Source organism: Nostoc sp., from assembly GCF_036917235.1.
Lineage (GTDB): Bacteria > Cyanobacteriota > Cyanobacteriia > Cyanobacteriales > Nostocaceae > Nostoc.
Window position 1 is genome coordinate 1 of sequence record NZ_JBALDU010000039.1, and the last position, 17,300, is coordinate 17,300.

Sequence of the window (17,300 nt, forward strand, 5' to 3'; positions counted from 1 at the left end):
GCCGTGTCATTAACAGGGACAGGAGGTTTATTAATAGGTGTAGGACATGCGAAACCAAAGACCACGTAGCTCTGCCCTGCACTACTGTTACCGTTGGGGGAGGCACGATATGCCCCAATAATCAGGTCATCGAAGCCGTCGTCGTTGATATCCCCCGCGCTACTGACAGAACTGCCTGAGCGATCGCCTGAATTAATGCCATTAATTGCAAAACCCTCGCTGCCATCCAGAGATGAAAGGTTGAAACCAGCACCGAAACCACTGCTGCGACCAAAGACCACGTAGCTCCGCCCTGCCTGAAACTGACTGCCGTAGTCGATACTATTTGTCCCAATAATCAGGTCATCGAAGCCGTCGCCGTTGACATCTCCCGCACTGCTGACAGAAACGCCTGAGCCGTCATTTGCACCAATGCCGTTAATCACAAAGCCGTTGCTGCCATTGAGGGACGAGAGGTTGAAGCTTGCTTCAAAGCCACTATTGCTGCCAAAGACCACGTAGCTCTCCCCTGCATAAGGCTGACCGTTGGGGTCGGCGTTACTTGCCCCGATAATCAGGTCATCGATGCCGTCGCCGTTGATATCTCCTGCACTGCTGACAGAAATGCCTGATCTGTCATCTGCATCAATGCCGTTAATCGCGAAGCCGTTGCTGCCATTGAGAGAGGAGAGGTTGAAGCTTGCTCCAAAGCCACTATTGCTGCCAAAGACCACGTAGCTCTCCCCTGCACTACTCTGACCATTGGGGTCGGCGTTACTTGCCCCGATAATCAGGTCATCGATGCCGTCGCCGTTGATATCCCCCGCACTGCTGACAGAAACGCCTGAGAAGTCCCTAATCACAAAGCCGTTGCTGCCATTGAGGGACGAGAGGTTGAAGCTAGCTCCAAAGCCACTATTGCTGCCAAAGACCACGTAGCAGGGATTACCTGCCCCAATAATCAGGTCATCGAAGCCATCGCCGTTGATATCCCCCGTACTGCTGACAGAAACGCCTGAGCCTGTATATGCACCAATGCCGTTAATCACAAAGCCATTGCTGCCATTGAGGGAGGAGAGGTTGAAGCTTGCTCCAAAACCACTATTGCTGCCAAAGACCACGTAGCTCTCCCCTGCATCACGCTGACCGTTGGGGTCGGCATATGTTGCCCCGATAATCAGGTCATCGAAGCCGTCGCCGTTAATGTCCCCCACATTGCTGACAGAAATGCCTGAGCGATCGCCTGAATCAATGCCGTTAATCACAAAGCCATTGCTGCCATTGAGAGAGGAGAGGTTGAAGCTAGCTTCAAAGCTACTATTGCTGCCAAAGACCACGTAGCTCTCCCCTGCTTCACGCTGACTGTTGGGGTCGGCATATGTTGCCCCGATAATCAGGTCGTCGATGCCGTCGCCGTTAATGTCCCCCGCACTGCTGACAGAAATGCCTGAAAAGTCAGTCGAATCAATGCCGTTAATCACAAAGCCGTTGCTGCCATTAAGCTCAGATAGATTTAAAACTGCATTAGCCATTGTTGTCAATTGTCCAAGTTGTTTTCTTTGTCAGCTGTACAGACGTGAATGAAATTCCACGTCTCTCATCCCATCGTCACCATCCGCCGAATTTCATCACTCTTAAAGCCGATCGCCATTGGACGACGCACCCCTGGTAGTGCCACCACGTCGTATAATTCCAGTACCACTCCCTCCATTCGCAGGGAATGCACAATATCACCGCTTTTCAGGTCAATTACCAGTAGCCCACAGCGAGGTTCAGCATTTTTTTGAAATAATTTTTCGTCTAGAGGCAAACCGCTAAAAGTCTTGTTATGCCTGGGCTGAGAAACTCCAACGATCGCAAAGTCGCCATGAAATGCACAACCGCGCATATATCCCGGACAAAATGCCACAGGTTCAAAGCTGCCCCGTTTCAAGTCTAAATAGCCAAAATCTCCTGTCCCAGAGTTAAGTAACCACAGCTTGTCTTTATACCATCGAGGGGAATGGGGCATGGAAAGTCCTCTGATGAGTATCTCGTTACTTTCCACATCAATGACGCAACCACCATCAGCCCGCCTGTCCCGCCATCCTTCTGCCACATCCGACTGACTCACAGTTGTGACATATCTGGGTTGACCATCTCGTATTGCTAACCCGTTGAGATGACACCTGTCTTCTGCTGCCAATTTACTAATAAACGGCGGTTGCCACAGGGGAATGAAACTGTGGGTTTGGCTGACTCTGGCTAAACAGCTAAATAGGGTATTGACAAATATTAGATTCTGTGAATTATTATTTGCTTGATAATTACTCAGGGCGATATCATGGATGTCTAAGTCTCCAGTCACATAACTCACTTGGGGCAAATAGACAGCATCATAGTTGTTGTGAATTTGTCCTGGTTGTAGGATGTTTTCAAAGCGCCACAGTTGATATAGCGAACTCATATATAAGCTACTATCTTGGGCATACAAACCCATGCAACGCTCAAAGGTGCGCTCGAATACAGATAGTTGGCCGCTAGATTGTAAGCCGATGAAAAATAATTTACCTGCTTGATAGGTAGTAAAGGCCAGACTCAGATTTTGCTCAAACAGCCACGGAGTAAACTGGCGAGAAGCATTCAATTCCAAGGAAGCAGCTACAGGATTTTGATTCATTTTTTTCCACCGAGGAAGTTTATAATTCTTTCCTAACGCTTTCTACGAGACGCTGCGCTATCTGCCTCCTGCCTGCTTTCTTTTCTTATAACAATACAATGTTGGCTCCTCGTTCCTTGTTGCCTCTTGTATTATCACTGAAGTAAAGTCAGGTGAAGTTCTTTACCCAATCTTCATCAGTTAAATTTCTGTAAATTCTTATACATTATTAGATTAGTAAAACATCAACTAAAATTTATTCTTCTTACAGATGTATTTCATTCGTCTATTGAAAACTTGATACGTTGTCAAATTTTGCCTGTCTTTTGACAAAAACCTAATTTTCTCTTGTGCCAGTAATAATTTTGTGATGTGTAATTGTGCTAAACATATACATAAACTATTTTTATATATAACTTGAGAACATCTTTGCACAAGCAATAATCATGTTTATCCAAGCTTTATATCCGTTAACGAGTCAGACGCTTTTGCGTCGCTAACGCTGCGCTATCGAGCGTCACAGCTTGTCGTAGACATCGTATTTTTTAGGTAGATTAGCAATAGACTATCTCAAAGGCACTTTATGACTTCTTTTGATTCAGCTAAAGATTTGGCACTAGTTGCTGGTGCTACAGGTGGAGTCGGGCAATTAGTGGTAGGCAAGTTACTCCTCAAGGGTTTAAAAGTTCGCGTTCTGACACGCAATGCTGCAAAAGCTGAAGAGATGTTTAACCAAAAAGTGGAAATTGCCGTTGGCGATATCCGCCAGCCAGCTACACTGCCAGCTGCAATGACAGGTGTTACCCACATCATCAATTGTACTGGAACTACTGCCTTTCCCTCTGCGCGATGGGAGTTTGACCAATCCCCAAACTTGATTGAATGGGGAATTATTTTCCTTAATCCCAAATCTAGTGAAGCAAAAGCAAAGAATAGTCCGGCAAAAATCGATGCTGAAGGTGTCAGCAATCTAGTAGCAGCAGCACCCCAGAATTTGAAGCGATTCGTTTTCGTCTCTTCTTGTGGAATTCTCCGTAAAAATCAGTTTCCTTTTAGTATTCTTAATGGTTTTGGCGTGTTGGATGCCAAACAAAAAGGCGAAGAGTCCATTATTAATTCAGGATTACCCTACACCATTATCCGCCCAGGACGCCTCATTGACGGCCCCTATACCTCATACGACCTCAACACCCTCCTTAAGGCAAAAACTGGGGGTAAATACGGTGTGGTCATAGGCACTGGGGATACACTTTCGGGAGATGCCAGCCGGATTGACGTAGCAAACGCTTGTGTAGAATGCCTTTTTCAGCCAAGTAGTTCTAGGAAAATTTTTGAAGTAGTCAACCAAGGACGAAGACCACCTGTGATTGACTGGGAAACTCTTTTTTCTGGGATTGAGTAAGTGCTGAGTACTGAGTGCTGAGTGCTGAGTGTTGAGTACTGAGTGCTGAGTTATTATTCTCTCCCCATACCCTATGCCCCATGCCCAATCCTCACTGCTTCTGTAGTTTATTGCCTTAAAAGACGGCAAACACCACTCGGACGTTACGGTTCACCCTAATTACTGAAAGTATTAATTCTTCTACATTAGACAGAGTGAAGACAAATTAATCCATGAACCAACTAAAAACACAATTTAGTTAGTTTAACCGTCCCAAGCAAGGTTCGGGAAACCACCCTTCATGGACTGGCTACCACTAAGCTTCAGTATATATATCAGCATAGTCTGGAGTTTTAACCCCAGGAAAGCCAAAACAAAGGTGTTCATGCTGAACTGGCTGATTTCTTGACCCTGTTGGTTGAAAATTTAGTGCTTTATATTCTCATTCATTCATTTGTAGTTATACGGAGCCAGCACCTAAAATGGCAAAAGTAGTTGGAATTGACTTAGGAACAACGAACTCCTGCGTGGCAGTGATGGAAGGTGGTAAACCCACAGTAATTGCTAATGCTGAAGGTTTTCGGACAACGCCATCAGTAGTTGCATTTGCGAAAAATGGCGACAACTTGGTTGGTCAAATTGCCAAACGCCAAGCGGTGATGAACACAGAAAATACGTTTTACTCAGTCAAACGCTTTATCGGACGCCGCTACGATGAAGTGAGTAACGAAGCTACGGAAGTTTCTTACAAAGTCCTCAGCAATAACGGCAATGTCAAACTAGATTGTCCAATCGCTGGTAAAGCATTTGCTCCTGAAGAAATTTCTGCAAAAGTTCTTCGCAAACTAGTTGAAGATGCCAGCAAATACCTCGGTGAAACCGTAACCCAAGCTGTAATCACTGTTCCCGCATACTTCAACGACTCGCAACGCCAAGCGACAAAAGACGCTGGTAAAATTGCCGGGATTGAAGTTCTACGGATTATCAACGAGCCTACCGCTGCTTCTCTGGCTTATGGATTTGACAAGAAGAGTAACGAAACCATCCTCGTGTTTGACCTTGGTGGTGGTACCTTCGACGTATCCGTACTGGAAGTAGGAGACGGAGTTTTTGAAGTTCTAGCTACATCTGGTGATACCCACCTTGGCGGTGATGACTTCGATAAAAAAATAGTTGACTTCTTAGCTGAGAAGTTCAAGAAAGCCGAAGGTATTGACCTGCGGAAAGACAAACAAGCCTTACAACGTCTGACTGAAGCCGCAGAAAAAGCGAAAATTGAGCTTTCTAGCGTCACTCAAGCAGAAATTAACCTGCCATTTATCACTGCTACCCAGGATGGCCCCAAGCACCTGGATACAACCCTGACTCGCGCCCAGTTTGAAGAACTTTGCTCTGACTTAATTGACCGTTGTCGTGTTCCTGTGGAAAACGCCCTTCGGGATGCCAAGTTAAACAAAGGCGATATTGATGAAGTGGTATTAGTTGGTGGTTCTACCCGCATTCCCGCAGTCCAACAGATTGTCAAGCAGGTATTGGGTAAAGACCCCAACCAAAGCGTTAACCCTGATGAAGTCGTAGCAGTTGGTGCAGCCATTCAAGCCGGGGTACTGGCTGGTGATGTAACTGGCATCTTGCTGTTAGACGTGACACCTCTATCTTTGGGTGTGGAAACATTGGGCGGCGTGATGACCAAAATTATCCCTCGCAACACCACAATTCCCACCAAAAAATCGGAAGTCTTCTCCACTGCTGTGGATGGACAAACCAACGTAGAAATTCACGTCCTTCAAGGTGAACGCGAATTCTCTAACGATAACAAGAGCTTGGGAACCTTCCGCCTCGATGGTATTCCTCCTGCACCACGTGGTGTCCCTCAAATTGAAGTGGTCTTCGACATTGACGCTAACGGTATCCTTAACGTCACCGCTAAGGACAAAGGTACTGGTAAAGAACAGTCCATCAGCATAACCGGCGCTTCGACTCTGGATAAAAATGACGTTGACCGGATGGTAAGAGAAGCTGAACAGAACGCTTCATCTGATAAAGAACGGCGTGAAAAGATTGAACGCAAGAACCAAGCCGATTCTTTGGCATACCAAGCTGAAAAGCAGTTACAAGAATTGGGCGATAAAGTTCCCGATGCTGACAAGACTAAAGTCGAAGGTTTAGTGAAGGAAGTGCGGGAAGCAGTTGCTAAAGAAGATGATGAGCAAATCAAGAAGCTCACCCCAGAATTGCAACAAGCGTTATTCGCTGTTGGTAGCAACATCTATCAACAAGCTGGTGCTAGTGCTAGTGCCGGTTCCGGTGCTGGTGCTACATCTGGTGGTGAACCTCAAGATAGTAGCAGTTCCTCTAGTTCTAGTAACGGTGACGATGTGATTGACGCTGATTTTACAGAGAGCAAATAATTACTCTACTTCTTTTGAGAAGATTATTTTGTTCGATGTCATATTACCCACTCAGGCAAATACCTGAGTGGGGATTTTTTTTAAGGAGTTAGGGGTTAGGAATTAGGAGTGATATCAAGTCCGGTTAATCTCTTATGCCATATCCACAAGCACCTTGGACACTTCAAGGTAATGCTATCCAAACTCTGCATTTGGTAAATATTGACCAAGTGCGCCCTTTGATTCCCTTAGAGTTAGAAATTATTTCTGTATGGCCTGGTAAAACCCTCGCTAGCGTGTATTTATCTAATTACGGGTCAGGCTCAGTACTGGAGTATAGTGAGTTAATTGTTGTTCCAGCTTTGGTTAATTACCAAAGAAAAATCGGTGGCTGGGTTTCCCACATTTATGTAGATAATGCTGATTCGGTGGCTGGTGGTCGAGAAATTTGGGCACTACCAAAGGAACTAGCTGAGTTTACCTGGGAACAAGGAAAGTATGTTAGTGTGCATCAGGAAAACCGTAAATTGTGTAGTCTTAGATACGAGCGGCAAAGCTTGGCATGGAAACAGTGGTTAAGTGCCTCTGCTTTCAGCGCCAAGGGTGCTGATTTGCTGATATTCCCAGCTAAATTTGAGTCTGTATTGGGTTTGATTGGTTCTAAGTTAGAAATCCCCGCTGAAAGTCCTTTTTGTGGAATAGGTTTAGGTCAGCCTTGGTTAACTGTGCGTTGTCAGCAGATGAGTTTGCAGGTTGATGCGCCAAAAGTGGTAGGTCAGATGGGTATCAATACTTCTCGGTTAGGCATTTTTAATTCGGAATCAGGTTTTGGGAAAAGTGAAAAGGTTAAGGGTTAAAGGTTTTTTCTTTCCTCTTTACCCTTAACCGAAATGAATTATTAAGAAATTTATACCAATTCAATTAATGATTGCAACACATCCTTGCGTAAAGACGCGATTCATCGCGTCTCTACAAATGGTCTATTTGTTGCATTCTTTTTTCAAATTGGTATCATTTTAGGCAATGCCCGTGGCGAATGTAGCGATCGCTATTTTCCACCTTGGGATTATAAAATATACTAACTTCCCAACATTTGTAAGTTATGCAAAGTGGCATAAAGCCCTCCTTGTTGCAGTAGTTGCTCATGACTTCCCTGTTCGATTAATTCGCCACGCTTGAGAACAAAAATCCGGTCTACATTGCGAATTGTAGACAAGCGGTGAGCGATAATAATGGCAGTACGTCTGAGCAAAAGCTGGTTTAATGCCTCTTGAACTGAAGCTTCTGTACCAACATCTAAACTAGCGGTAGCTTCATCTAGTACTAAAATTTGCGGATTGCGAATCGCAGCCCGCGCAAAGGCTAAAAGTTGCTTTTGACCACTAGAAATATTTGTGCCCCGTTCTCGAAGTTGAGTATCATAACCTTGGGGTAATTCTTCTATAAACTGGGCAATGTTAGTTTCTTCGGCTGCTTGTTGAATCTGCTCAATGGTGTAGCCATCTCCTAAAGAGATGTTGCTTTTAACATCGCCAGCAAACAAAAAGCCTTCTTGTAAAATTACTGCCATGTAGCGCCGCAGTTCTGCTTGTGGTACTTCCCGAATATCAACGCCATCTATGAGAATGCGTCCTTGGGTGGGTTCGTAGAGGCGGCACAAAAGACGGATAATCGAAGTTTTACCCGCACCAGTGGGGCCGACTAATGCAATTTTTTCACCAGGATGAATGGTAAAATCTAAGTCTTTAATTACGTAATCATCATTTTTGTAAGCAAACCAGACATGATCGAAGCGAATCTCTCCCAGTTCTGGGGGAGAAGTGAGGTCTGGGGATTCTAGATTTGCTAGGATTTCGTCGATGTAGCCAAATTTTGCATCAAATATTGAGAAGCGGACATTGGCGCGATCGCGAATTTCTATCGGTTCATCTAATATATCGCCTACGCGTTCAATGGCAGTGAAACCAGCTTGAATTACTGTAAATTTTTCGGCAAAAGCCCTTAAAGGGTCAAATAATCGCTGGGCATACAATATAAATGTCGATAAAGTCCCGAAAGTCAAGTTTTTTTCAAACAGCAACCAACCACCCACGCACAAAACACCTGCGATCGCAATCAGTCCAATCCATTCTAAGGTTGCGGAAACAAATGAATCATAAAAGATGGTTTTATCCATTTGCTGAGTGTAGTGCCTGTTCGTAGCACGAAACAATTCGGCATTAAATTTTTCTCTACGGAACAACTGTACGACGTTAATACCAAGCACATTTTCTTGTAGCTGTGAATTCAGGGTCGAAAGTTCTTCTCGCCCTTTGTAATTGGCTTTGCGGTACTGTTTTTGAATGTAAACAATTACCCAGCTAGTTGGTAACAGCATCAATACCAGCAAGCAAGAAAGTTGCCACTGGATGGAAAACATTAAACCCAAAGTCACCAGCATTAAAAACAAATCGGATATAATGCCAACCGCCCCAGTCGAAAAGACATCGCCTAACACTTCTACATCGCTGGTGATTCTGGTAATTAATTTACCTACGGGTGTACGGTCAAAAAAGCGCACTGCTAGAGATGTTACGTGCTGAAATAAGTCTTGGCGAATTGCTGCGGTGATTTGTTGCCCTAGCTTTTGGACTATATAACCTTGGAAACCTGACAACATCAATTGGATTGCGATCGCAATTACCAGTAATCCCTCTAGGATATTCAGCCCTTGCGAGAAGGGACGATTCCTGAAAAATTCGTAAGTGCTTGGTTCGTTACGAATCAGGGAGATTACTTGGCCAATCAAGAAAGGTTGTACAGCATTAGCTAGTGCGATCGGTACGAGTAGACACATCGACAGCGCCAGTAGCCGTCCGTTACGACGGGCATAAGGCACCAAACGCAAAAATAACCGCCAGTCATTCTTACGCCGACGATCTGGTGTATAAGATTTTTTCAGAGATTGGTAGATGCTCATAGTAAGAGCATTATATTAATGTTTGGAAAAAAACACGCTTGTTTAAAGTAGCGTTTATCTTCCTACTCTGATACCATGCCTGAGATAGAAACTGCAAGATTACTACTAAGACCCGATATTCCTCAAGATTTGGATGATTTCCTTTACATTTTGCAATCTTAAAACGATCAGTCCCCTACCCAGAAAGGTTGCCACTGTTTAATTTAATTTGGCGGCTTGATTTATAATGCCGAGCCAGGTTATCAACTGGCATTGCCTTTACTGGCCTTGTGGTTGCGGCAACGGTTGAGTTGAAAATAGCGATGTAACAACAAGATTTCCGACTTTTGAAATAAATCGGGAATCGGAGGGCGCACTGCTATCATTGGTGTCAACTTAAGCCGAAAACTATATCGAACAGGCGTTTTGCAAATCCCTCACGCCCTCATCCCCTAACCCCTTCTCCCAAAGGAGAAGGGGAATTGAATGTCTAGCTCCCCTCTCACGGATGGGAGAGGGGCTGGGGGTGAGGGCAAAACGTTGTCACCAAGCAGGTTTGGCGTTAAGTTGACACCTATGACATCTATGCGCCCCTACAGTATTTGTATTAATTGCTTCATAAATATTCCTGTAAGTATGAAAAAATAGCATACTTATCTGTTTACGTCTTATATCTAAAGATAGAAGATCGGGGTTAAAATTTGGGAAACCTAAGAGGGGTTCATTCCCAAGAGATGTCTTGCCTACTTATCGCAGAATGCAACTGAGGTCAGATGATGCAACCTTTAAATCAAGTCAAAGAATGGGAACAACGTCGTGATGAAGCAAACCGCTACTACCAGCGAGGGAAATTTCAAGAGTCTCTCGACCTTGCAACCAAAAATTTACACTTGGCTAGAGCAATTCCAGACCGAGCTAGAGAAGGGTATACATTAAATGACCTCGGTTTAGCTCACCTCAGTTGCTGGCAACCTCAAAAAGCATTAGAGCGCTTTCATCAGGCGCTTTCGGTTGCTATTGAAATTGGCAACACGCCAGCAGAGGCCACTGCACTTAGCAATCTGGGTTCTACCTACAGCCGTCTTGGACGCTTTTCGCAAGCGTTGGAATATTTTGACAAAGCACTGCCAATCTTTAGGCGATCGCAAGATACCCAAAGCGAAGTTTCTACTCTTAATGATGTCGCGCTAATTTATACGCGGTTAGGAGAACCAAAACGGGCGCTGTTGCTACAACACCAAATTTTGAGGATGCGGCGATTGTTAGGTGACTTTTCTGGTGAAGCAACAACGCTCAATGGCATTGGATTTGCCTACAATGTTTTAGGCAAGTTTGAACAAGCGCTAGAATTTTTTCAAGCAGCACTGCCAATTCAACGAGCTCTGAAGAATTTGCTTGGAGAAGCAACTACCTTGAATAATATTGCTTCTGTATATCATGATTTAGGACAACCAAAACAAGCGCTGTTGCTCTACTATCAAGTTCTTTTGACACGTCGAGCAATTAGCGATCGCGCAGGCGTTGCAACAACCCTTCACAACATTGGTTTTACCTACACCACCCTGGCAGAGCATCGCCAAGCAATGAAGTTCTACAAGCAAGCCATTGTGATTTATCAAGAACTCGGCGATAATCTCGGAGAAATTTCAACTTTGCTAAATATGGGAAGCGTTTACGCCACCAAGAAACGCAAAAAAATGGCGCGATCGTGCTACCAAAATGCCCAAGAGTTAGCAGAGCAAATTGAATATCAGCCACTTTTAGAAAAAGTACAGCAGTTCATAGATTCTCTGTAGCTTCCAGTTCCCCCTTCTCCCATATTGGGAGAAGGGGTTAGGGCAACCCTACTAGTGAAATTAAATATGCGTTATCCAAAACCCTTCTAGAGACGTATCAACTGCTACGTCTCTACATTCTTTTTTACCCTAGCTACAATACCAAAGTTGTAGCTAGAAGAAGCACATCTATGAAAGCTTACGAAATTCAAAGCAACGCCGGAATTGATGCCCTGGCATTAGTCGAGCGCCCCCAACCAAAACCCGCAGCTGGACAAGTTCTGATTCAAGTGAAGGCAACATCCTTAAATTATCGGGATCTGCTGGTTATTGAAGGAGCTTACGGTGCTGGACAGAAATATCCGTTAATTCCCATGTCTGACGGTGCGGGAGAAGTTGTGGCAGTGGGGGAAGGTGTGACACGGGTAAAAATAGGCGATCGCGTCGCTGGTATTTTCTTCCAAGACTGGATTTATGGCTCTTTAACTAAAGAGAAAATGAAATCCGATCTCGGAGGTGGTATCGATGGAATGCTAGCTGAGTATGTCGTATTACACCAAAATGGTTTAGTAGTATTACCTGATTACCTATCCTACATTGAAGGCGCAACTTTACCTTGTGCAGCAGTCACAGCTTGGCATGGGCTGGTGACAAAAGGCAATATTGGTACAGGTGATAGTATTTTATTACTCGGTACTGGAGGAGTTTCAATTTTTGCTCTCCAGTTTGCCAAGATACATGGTGCTAGAGCGATTATTACTTCCAGCAGTGATGATAAATTGGCGCGAGCGAAACAGCTTGGTGCTGACGAAACAATCAATTACAAAGCAACACCAGATTGGGAAAAGCAAGTTTATCAATTAACCAATCGCACGGGTGTAGATCATGTAGTTGAAGTAGGCGGTGCAGGTACTCTGCCAAAATCGCTACAAGCAGTCCGCATTGGAGGACGTATTAGCTTGATTGGCGTATTGTCAGGTAGAGGAAATGAAATTGACCCTATGCCAATACTTTTTAAGAGTTTAACAGTTCAGGGGATTTATGTTGGTAGTCGAGAAATGTTTGAGGCAATGAATCAGGCGCTGCAACAGCATCAAATCAAACCGATTATTGATCGAGTTTTTCCCTTCACTGAAGCACGAGAAGCTTATCATTACCTCAAAAGTGCCGCTCACTTCGGTAAAGTCGTAATTCGTAATTCGTAATTTGAAAGAGTTAAATTCTATGTTTCAAGTGGGGTTTGAATTCCCAGTTGAAACATAGTTATACCAATTGGAAAAAAAATGCGACAAATAGACCATTTGTAAAGACGCGATTCATGAGCCAGCGCGTTGCGGGGGTTCCCCCCGTTGTAGCGACTGGCGTCGCGTCTTTACCCAACGATGTGTTGCAATCATTAATTGAATTGGTATTATGAATTACATTTAAACAGCCGCGAGAGTAGGCGCAGCGAATTTAGCATATCGCTCAATGTAGAATTCCTTAGAGTGAGCGATCGCTTTTACAGATTCACGCTCTTTCAAAGCACGTTTCCACTGACGTAGACGGGTAAATTGCTCTGGTATTCCAAAGCCGCGATACTGCTTCAGTGCAGCCCAACGCTCAAACCAGGGGAAGTAGGTGAAATCGACCAAACTAATGGATTCACCAAACCAGTAAGGGCCTTCTCCAGAAAACTTTGCTAAACCTTCATTTTCAATGAATTCTAGGTGGTTATATAGTTCCTGTTTCGCTTCTTCTTGTTTTTGGGGATCTGAACTCCGCAGCAGTGTAGAAAAAGCGGGAACGAATCTGGTGTTAGCAAAATCGAGCCAGATGCGAGCTTGTGCCCTATCAATGGGGTTGCTGGGTAACAGTGGTGGATTGGGAAATACCTCATCAAGATATTCGTTAATTACCGCTGACTCCCAAACTCGGTTATCGCCATGAGTTAGTGCAGGTACTTTACCATAGGGGGAAACTTTGGTAAATCCTTCAGGCTTATTCTGCAAATCAATCTCAATCAAATCGAAGTCGATGCCTTTCTCTTGGAGTACCAAGCGGGTACGGTGAGCATAAGGACAAACAACTGCACTGTATACTTTAATTTCAGCCATGTTTAAGTTCCTTGGTAAATAGGACTTGTTAATCGCCATTGGGAATTGAATTTTCATCCAAAATCCCAAATCTTAAATTGTTAGTGTCGCAAACTCTTGTTGAAGCGAATGTAACGTGAAAAATTATCGACACTAAGCAAACTTTTAATAATCAGAGGTTCGTAGTAAGGACTTTAGTGCTGAGAAAATAAGGACTAAAGTCCTGACTACAAACTTGCTTACCCATCAATTTAAACTTGACAGACTCCTAAACCCGGATTTCTCACCACACCTCTTAAAGCCTGCGCTTGTGTAGGGGAGAAGTAAGAAGTAATGAGTAAGAAGTAATGAGTAAGAAGTTTTTACTTATTATTTATTACTCCTTACTCATTACTTCTCCTCTGCTCCATCAAACGCCTTAAGCTTGTGAGAAATCCGGGCTAAAGCCAGGGCACTTCTTCAGGTGCATAACGGAAGGCGCGGAAGACTGTATTTTGCTCTCCACGAGTTACCGGCGACTTCTCACCTGCAATATTCCGAGATGCAAAGTGGGGATTGATGTATTCCCAAACAATTTCCCCTGTAAATGTCACCTCAAATATTCGACCATAAGCACCTTCTGTAATTAAGGTATTGCCATTGGCCAAACGTTGCGCTCCTGATATATAAGAACTGAAGAAATTTTGGGGCGGATTATCGGTGTATTCCCAAACTATTTCTTTGGTTTGACGGTTCACCTCAATCACACGGGAAAAATTGAGAGCAATGTTACGGCGATGTGCGCCATTGTCGAAAATCAAGATATTACCGTTAACTAGTTCGTTCGGGAAGTGCTGCTGTCCTAGCACGTCATCGCCCAACGTCCAGATGATTTCTCCGGTTTTGCGATCGACAATGACAACTGTGGAGATATTACGAAAGCTCACTATAATGTTGCCATCAGCGAGTTCACCCACAGTATTCCCGTGAGTCCATTCATGTCGATGATCTTGGGGTGTAATCGTAAATATATCTGGATCGAGGTGTTCGTGGGCGTGCCAAGTCCAAACAATTTCACCTCCTGGAGTCACCTCATAAAGCACATCAGCATAGATATCACCATCTGGTTCTGTACCTGGTACGCCACCTTTGATCCGGGGAACCAAAGACTGAGGTATCTTTTCAATGGCGAGTAGAATTGTGTTCCCATTGGCAAGTCTGCGTCCATCGTGATGATGATCTGGATGCTTATATTCCCAGATAATATTTCCTTTGGGATCTGCTTCTAAAACAACGCCACTTTTGAATGCAGCCCACAAAGCAAAACGTAGTGGTTCTTCTGGCGGAGTCTTACCGTTATAAAAAAGGTTGCCATTGGGCAAGAGATAACCGTATAACCCTGGTGGATAAGGCAGATTCCACTGGTGTATTACTTCTCCTTCTAGGTTTAGGAGGTAGACTTCACCTTGACCTGTTAAAGGTGTGAAAAGTGTGTATCCTTTAAATACTTTTTCGGGATTGTAAGCTCTTAAACCAGTACCCCGACGACGAATAGTATTCTGGTCAACTAATGTTGCTGTAAAAGTCATATCCTACCTACTAAATATCTAGTTTTGCATCTAAGAACTGGGACAGAGTGTATCGAACACCTCTACTTGTTTCTGAACAATTCACACTCACTACTCAGCACTCTTATGGTGCTGGATTTGGCGACTGAGCATGAACTATATCCAACTCTTCCAAAATGTCTTTGTTGAGAACTACATTCACACTTTCTAAATTCTCTTTAAGTTGTTCTAGTGTGGTAGCACCAATAATTGTGCTAGGCACAAACCAACGACTCCGCACAAATGCTAAAGCTAGATGCGCTGGACTTAGTTGATGGCGCTTGGCAATTTCTACATAAGCTGATACAGCTTGACTGACTTTCGGTTTCAGATAGCGCTGACCGAAATTTTCAAACAAAGTGACTCTGGCTTTCTCTGGTTTGCCGTTTAGATATTTGCCAGTCAAGAAGCCAAATGCTAAAGGACTATAAGCTAGTAAGCCAATTTCTTCGTGATAAACTGCTTCTGCTAAAGCTCCGTCAAATACTCGATTCAACAAGTTGTAAGCATTTTGAATCGAAACAACTTTGGGCAATCCTAATTGTTTAGCAGCGTTACTAAACTGGGCAACTCCCCAAGGTGTTTCGTTACTCAAACCGATATAGCGAATTTTCCCCGCTTTAATTACATCGGCAAAAACTGCTAGTTGTTCCGCAATGGGAACCGTTTCTCCCACCTGAGTCGGATCGAACACTGTTTGTCCAAATCGTGGCACGTAGCGATCTGGCCAGTGGATTTGATACAGATCGATATAGTCTGTCTGTAATCTTTTTAAACTATCATCTACAGCTTGTTTGATATTATCACGATCGATTGCTTTGGCTCCTCCACGTACCCATTTAAAGCCTCGACCAGGACCAGCAATTTTAGTAGCTATAATAAGTCGATCTCTTTGTTGACGTTTTAACCATTCTCCAATGAAAGTTTCAGTTAATCCATAAGTTTCTGCACTTGTTGGGACAGGGTACATCTCTGCTGCATCAATAAAATTGACTCCTTGACCAATAGAATAATCTAGTTGCTCATGGGCTTCTTCAATAGTATTTTGCTGTCCATAAGTCATAGTACCCAGACAAATTTCAGAAACTTTTAAGTCACTCGTACCAAGTTGGTTATATTTCATATTGCTGCGTTGTTATTCAGTCAATTGAACAGTGATATTTTTGTTGGAGATTTTGTATTTTGTCAAGAGGATTATTTTTTTAAGTAAATTAGCTTCAAACAATACTGGATTTGGCACTAAGCCAATATAAATTTTTCAACGAATATTGAATTTATACTACTTTAAATCGGTCGATAAAGTGTAGTTAATGAACACAGTTGCTTATTATTGCATAGATGAAGCAGATGAGTAAATTAGTTTTGGATAATAAAAATTTTAAATATGTAGTAGAAAATACTTGCTTTTATCGAGTATTTGTGAAATGGACTATTTTAGGCTAAGTGTATATTACAATAAATCGATAGAATTACCGTAGTATATCAGAAATCTTAAGATTATTCTAGAATTAAGTCGTAATAAATATTCATATTAATATGCTTAGTTCTAAGTAGCTTGTCTTTACGATAATCAAAATATACCAAGACTAGTTGGGAGAAGTAACAACATTTGGTAGCCATGAAAAAGATTTAGGTTTTTAATGACTTGTATAACTAGGAATTTTTTGCTGCGATCGCTTCCAACCATGCTCATGTCTATAGCAATTTTATTTTCAAAATGCGATGTCTACGACGGGTTAGCTAGTGGTAGACATCGCATTTTTTCAGGAATCTTTTGACTAATTTTATTTTTTCTTAATTTCGCTATCAATAAAAAACTTTGAAAGCACAGTGATATAAAATATACTAAGAATAAATACAGAGAATGACCAAGTAATTCTCTGCGAGTACTCATTTTTTCATATCAAGGAGTGCATTATGGAATATCTTGCTTATTCCCAGATGTTTATTGCTCAAGAAGAGGCATCTGGAAACACTAAGTATCATCTTCCTCAACCTCAATTCAATTGGAAAAAACTGCTTAAATCTTCGGCTTGGTTAGCTTTAGCTGGTGTCGGTGTATTATTTGCTGCTGTAACCCAGATTCAAGTGAGTTCGGCTGCCTATGTAAAGACTAACGGCAGTTGTTTACGTGTCCGTTCCGGCCCAAGCAGCAACTACTCTTATGTGGACTGTGTACCAAATGGCGCAACACTTCCAGCAATTGAACGATATGAAAACGGTTTTGCCAGACTTTCTACTGGTAGATACGTTTTTGCCCGATGGATTGGTGATAGACCTAGCAATCGTCCTGTGACTAGACCCGGTGGTGTTGGTGGTTCAGTTATTCTTACCCCTGGTTCAAAAGGTCAGATCGTCAGAGACCTGCAAACAGCTTTAGGTAATCTCAGGATTGATGGAATTTACGGTCAAGAAACTGTTAGCCGAGTCCGAAGCTTTCAGCAAAGCAAAGGTCTACTTGTAGATGGTGTTGTAGGCCCCGAAACTCGATCGGCTCTGGGTATTTAGCCAGAAGCCACCCTTAAAAAACCTCGTGGT

The 17,300-nt window shown here is 43.3% G+C and carries 13 protein-coding genes and 1 pseudogene; 7 read left to right on the forward strand and 7 right to left on the reverse strand.

Going from position 1 to position 17,300, the window contains the following annotated elements:
- Nucleotides 1–1,511, reverse strand: a pseudogene (locus V7K44_RS13735) (hypothetical protein); the annotation flags it as partial.
- Between the two features lie 65 nt (nucleotides 1,512–1,576).
- On the reverse strand, nucleotides 1,577–2,638 hold the full coding sequence (locus V7K44_RS13740) for a TIGR03032 family protein (protein ID WP_334932261.1): 1,062 nt from the start codon (nucleotides 2,636–2,638) through the stop codon (nucleotides 1,577–1,579).
- Nucleotides 2,639–3,200: 562 nt separating this feature from the next.
- Here V7K44_RS13740 and V7K44_RS13745 point away from each other — a divergent pair.
- The 4 genes from V7K44_RS13745 to V7K44_RS13760 all read left to right on the forward strand — a co-directional run bounded on the left by V7K44_RS13745 (nucleotide 3,201) and on the right by V7K44_RS13760 (nucleotide 7,470).
- Entirely contained in the window at nucleotides 3,201–4,019 is an 819-nt protein-coding gene (locus V7K44_RS13745) for an SDR family oxidoreductase (protein WP_334932263.1), read from the forward strand.
- Nucleotides 4,020–4,480: 461 nt separating this feature from the next.
- Nucleotides 4,481–6,409, forward strand: a complete 1,929-nt coding sequence (gene dnaK, locus V7K44_RS13750) for a molecular chaperone DnaK (RefSeq protein ID WP_334932265.1) — start codon at nucleotides 4,481–4,483, stop codon at nucleotides 6,407–6,409.
- A gap of 134 nt (nucleotides 6,410–6,543) precedes the next feature.
- Nucleotides 6,544–7,245, forward strand: coding sequence for an acetoacetate decarboxylase family protein (locus V7K44_RS13755; protein ID WP_334932267.1), 702 nt, complete (start codon nucleotides 6,544–6,546; stop codon nucleotides 7,243–7,245).
- Nucleotides 7,246–7,329: 84 nt separating this feature from the next.
- Nucleotides 7,330–7,470: a hypothetical protein gene (locus tag V7K44_RS13760; RefSeq protein ID WP_334932269.1), complete on the forward strand. Its 141-nt coding sequence runs from the start codon at nucleotides 7,330–7,332 to the stop codon at nucleotides 7,468–7,470.
- Here the strand turns inward: V7K44_RS13760 and V7K44_RS13765 are convergent.
- Both V7K44_RS13765 and V7K44_RS13770 read right to left on the reverse strand, forming a co-directional pair.
- The gene (locus tag V7K44_RS13765) at nucleotides 7,467–9,347 is read right to left on the reverse strand and encodes an ABC transporter ATP-binding protein (RefSeq protein ID WP_334932271.1); all 1,881 of its coding nucleotides are present in this window, start codon (nucleotides 9,345–9,347) and stop codon (nucleotides 7,467–7,469) included. The genes V7K44_RS13760 and V7K44_RS13765 overlap by 4 nt on opposite strands.
- A 242-nt stretch (nucleotides 9,348–9,589) precedes the next feature.
- Nucleotides 9,590–9,712: a hypothetical protein gene (locus V7K44_RS13770; RefSeq protein WP_334932273.1), complete on the reverse strand. Its 123-nt coding sequence runs from the start codon at nucleotides 9,710–9,712 to the stop codon at nucleotides 9,590–9,592.
- A 387-nt stretch (nucleotides 9,713–10,099) separates the two neighbouring features.
- Here V7K44_RS13770 and V7K44_RS13775 point away from each other — a divergent pair, with 387 nt between their 5' ends.
- Both V7K44_RS13775 and V7K44_RS13780 read left to right on the forward strand, forming a co-directional pair.
- Nucleotides 10,100–11,122, forward strand: coding sequence for a tetratricopeptide repeat protein (locus V7K44_RS13775; protein WP_334932275.1), 1,023 nt, complete (start codon nucleotides 10,100–10,102; stop codon nucleotides 11,120–11,122).
- Between the two features lie 170 nt (nucleotides 11,123–11,292).
- Nucleotides 11,293–12,306 (forward strand): zinc-dependent alcohol dehydrogenase family protein, encoded by a 1,014-nt coding sequence (locus tag V7K44_RS13780; RefSeq protein WP_334932277.1) that lies wholly within the window; start codon nucleotides 11,293–11,295, stop codon nucleotides 12,304–12,306.
- A 219-nt stretch (nucleotides 12,307–12,525) separates the two neighbouring features.
- Here V7K44_RS13780 and V7K44_RS13785 read toward each other — a convergent pair whose 3' ends face one another.
- The 3 genes from V7K44_RS13785 to V7K44_RS13795 form a co-directional block, all read right to left on the reverse strand.
- Entirely contained in the window at nucleotides 12,526–13,197 is a 672-nt protein-coding gene (locus V7K44_RS13785) for a glutathione S-transferase family protein (RefSeq protein WP_334932279.1), read from the reverse strand.
- 419 nt (nucleotides 13,198–13,616) lie between these two features.
- Nucleotides 13,617–14,744: an aryl-sulfate sulfotransferase gene (locus V7K44_RS13790; protein WP_334932281.1), complete on the reverse strand. Its 1,128-nt coding sequence runs from the start codon at nucleotides 14,742–14,744 to the stop codon at nucleotides 13,617–13,619.
- Between the two features lie 103 nt (nucleotides 14,745–14,847).
- Entirely contained in the window at nucleotides 14,848–15,885 is a 1,038-nt protein-coding gene (locus tag V7K44_RS13795) for an NADP(H)-dependent aldo-keto reductase (RefSeq protein ID WP_334932283.1), read from the reverse strand.
- Nucleotides 15,886–16,679: 794 nt separating this feature from the next.
- Between V7K44_RS13795 and V7K44_RS13800 the strand changes: the two genes are divergently transcribed.
- Nucleotides 16,680–17,270 carry a peptidoglycan-binding protein gene (locus V7K44_RS13800; RefSeq protein WP_334932285.1) on the forward strand — a complete coding sequence of 197 codons (591 nt, stop codon included), beginning with the start codon at nucleotides 16,680–16,682 and terminating at the stop codon, nucleotides 17,268–17,270.
- Nucleotides 17,271–17,300 lie beyond the last annotated feature (30 nt).